The 2,977-nt window shown below is 53.4% G+C and carries 1 rRNA gene; it reads right to left on the reverse strand.

Features of this window, described 5'->3' with window-relative positions:
• Positions 1–2,898: ribosomal RNA gene (locus LCL89_RS16625) — 23S ribosomal RNA — on the reverse strand; the annotation flags it as partial.
• Positions 2,899–2,977 lie beyond the last annotated feature (79 nt).

The raw sequence follows: 2,977 nt of genomic DNA on the forward strand, positions 1-2,977 counted from the left end.
ATTAGTATCCGTCAGCTCCACGTGTCACCACGCTTCCACCTCGGACCTATCAACCTCATCGTCTCTGAGGGATCTTATTTGCTCAAAGGCAAAGGGAAATCTCATCTCAAGGAGGGCTTCATGCTTAGATGCTTTCAGCACTTATCCCATCCACACGTAGCTACCCAGCTATGCTCCTGGCGGAACAACTGGTACACCAGCGGTGTGTCCATCCCGGTCCTCTCGTACTAAGGACAGCTCCTTTCAAATTTCCAACGCCCACGACGGATAGGGACCGAACTGTCTCACGACGTTCTGAACCCAGCTCGCGTACCGCTTTAATGGGCGAACAGCCCAACCCTTGGGACCGACTACAGCCCCAGGATGCGATGAGCCGACATCGAGGTGCCAAACCTCCCCGTCGATGTGGACTCTTGGGGGAGATAAGCCTGTTATCCCCGGGGTAGCTTTTATCCGTTGAGCGACGGCCCTTCCATGCGGAACCGCCGGATCACTAAGCCCGACTTTCGTCCCTGCTCGACTTGTAGGTCTCGCAGTCAAGCTCCCTTGTGCCTTTACACTCTGCGAATGATTTCCAACCATTCTGAGGGAACCTTTGGGCGCCTCCGTTACCTTTTGGGAGGCGACCGCCCCAGTCAAACTGCCCACCTGACACTGTCTCCGGACCGGATCACGGTCCTGGGTTAGAATGTCCGTACAGCCAGGGTAGTATCCCACCAGCGCCTCCACCGAAGCTAGCGCTCCGGCTTCTAAGGCTCCTACCTATCCTGTACAAGCTGTACCAACATTCAATATCAGGCTACAGTAAAGCTCCACGGGGTCTTTCCGTCCTGTCGCGGGTAATGTGCATCTTCACACATAGTATAATTTCACCGGGTCTCTCGTTGAGACAGTGCCCAAGTCGTTGCACCTTTCGTGCGGGTCGGAACTTACCCGACAAGGAATTTCGCTACCTTAGGACCGTTATAGTTACGGCCGCCGTTTACTGGGGCTTCGGTTCAACGCTTCGCATAAGCTAACGCATCCCCTTAACCTTCCAGCACCGGGCAGGTGTCAGCCCCTATACTTCGCCTTACGGCTTCGCAGAGACCTGTGTTTTTGGTAAACAGTCGCTTGGGCCTTTTCACTGCGGCTCCTCGGCAGAGGAGCACCCCTTCTCCCGAAGTTACGGGGTCATTTTGCCGAGTTCCTTAACGAGAGTTCTCCCGCTCACCTTAGGATTCTCTCCTCGCCTACCTGTGTTGGTTTGCGGTACGGGCACCTCTTTCCTCACTAGAGGATTTTCTTGGCAGTGTGAAATCAGGAGCTTCGGTACTTTAGTTCCCTCCCCATCACAGCTTGACGTTGCCGGACGGATTTGCCTATCCGACCGTCTCACTGCTTGGACGCGCTCATCCAATGGCGCGCTCTCCTTATCCTCCTGCGTCCCCCCGTCGTTCAAACGGAAAGGAGGTGGTACAGGAATATCGACCTGTTGTCCATCGCCTACGCCTTTCGGCCTCGGCTTAGGTCCCGACTAACCCTGAGAGGACGAGCCTTCCTCAGGAAACCTTAGGCATTCGGTGAAAGAGATTCTCACTCTTTTTTCGCTACTCATACCGGCATTCTCACTTCTAAGCGCTCCACCAGTCCTTACGGTCTGACTTCACTGCCCTTAGAACGCTCTCCTACCACTGATCGTAAGATCAATCCGCAGCTTCGGTGGTGTGTTTAGCCCCGGTACATTTTCGGCGCAGAGTCACTCGACCAGTGAGCTATTACGCACTCTTTCAATGATGGCTGCTTCTAAGCCAACATCCTGGTTGTCTAAGCAACTCCACATCCTTTTCCACTTAACACACACTTAGGGACCTTAGCTGGCGGTCTGGGCTGTTCCCCTCTCGACCATGAACCTTATCACCCACGGTCTGACTCCCAGAACAAAGTCATTGGCATTCGGAGTTTGACTGAATTCGGTAACCCGATAGGGGCCCCTCGTCCAATCAGTGCTCTACCTCCAAGACTTTCTATTCTGAGGCTAGCCCTAAAGCTATTTCGGAGAGAACCAGCTATCTCCGTGTTCGATTGGCATTTCACCCCTACCCACACCTCATCCCCGTAATTTTCAACTTACGTGGGTTCGGGCCTCCAGTCAGTGTTACCTGACCTTCACCCTGGACATGGGTAGATCACACGGTTTCGGGTCTACGACCGCATACTCACTCGCCCTATTCAGACTCGCTTTCGCTGCGGCTCCGCTTCTGCTGCTTAACCTCGCATACGGTCGTAACTCGCCGGTTCATTCTACAAAAGGCACGCCGTCACCCATTAACGGGCTCCGACTACTTGTAGGCACACGGTTTCAGGTTCTGTTTCACTCCCCTTCCGGGGTGCTTTTCACCTTTCCCTCACGGTACTGGTTCACTATCGGTTACTAGGGAGTATTTAGCCTTGGGAGATGGTCCTCCCGGATTCCGACGGAATTCCTCGTGTTCCGCCGTACTCAGGATCCACTCCGGAGGAAGAAAGGTTTCGACTACAGGGCTGTTACCTGCTCTGGCTGACCTTTCCAGGTCGATTCGTCTACCTTCCTTCTTGGTAACTCCGATGGAGTGTCCTACAACCCCAGAAAGCAAGCTTTCTGGTTTGGGCTGATTCCGTTTCGCTCGCCGCTACTCAGGAAATCGCGTTTGCTTTCTCTTCCTCTGGGTACTGAGATGTTTCAGTTCCCCAGGTGTGCCGTCCAATCCCTATGGATTCAGAATTGGATGCTGTCCCATTACGAACAGCGGGTTTCCCCATTCGGAAATCCCCGGGTCAAAGCCTACTTACGGCTCGCCGGAGCATATCGGTGTTAGTCCCGTCCTTCATCGGCTCCTAGTACCAAGGCATCCACCGTGCGCCCTTATTCACTTAACTATCTTCGTGAAAAGACGTTGATTTGTTTCAATGTTTCGTTGAATGTCTTGTCATCACTAGCATCATCGTTAGATGATCA

Origin of the sequence: Halobacillus yeomjeoni, assembly GCF_020171525.1 — a bacterium.
GTDB classification, from domain to species: domain Bacteria; phylum Bacillota; class Bacilli; order Bacillales; family Halobacillaceae; genus Halobacillus; species Halobacillus yeomjeoni.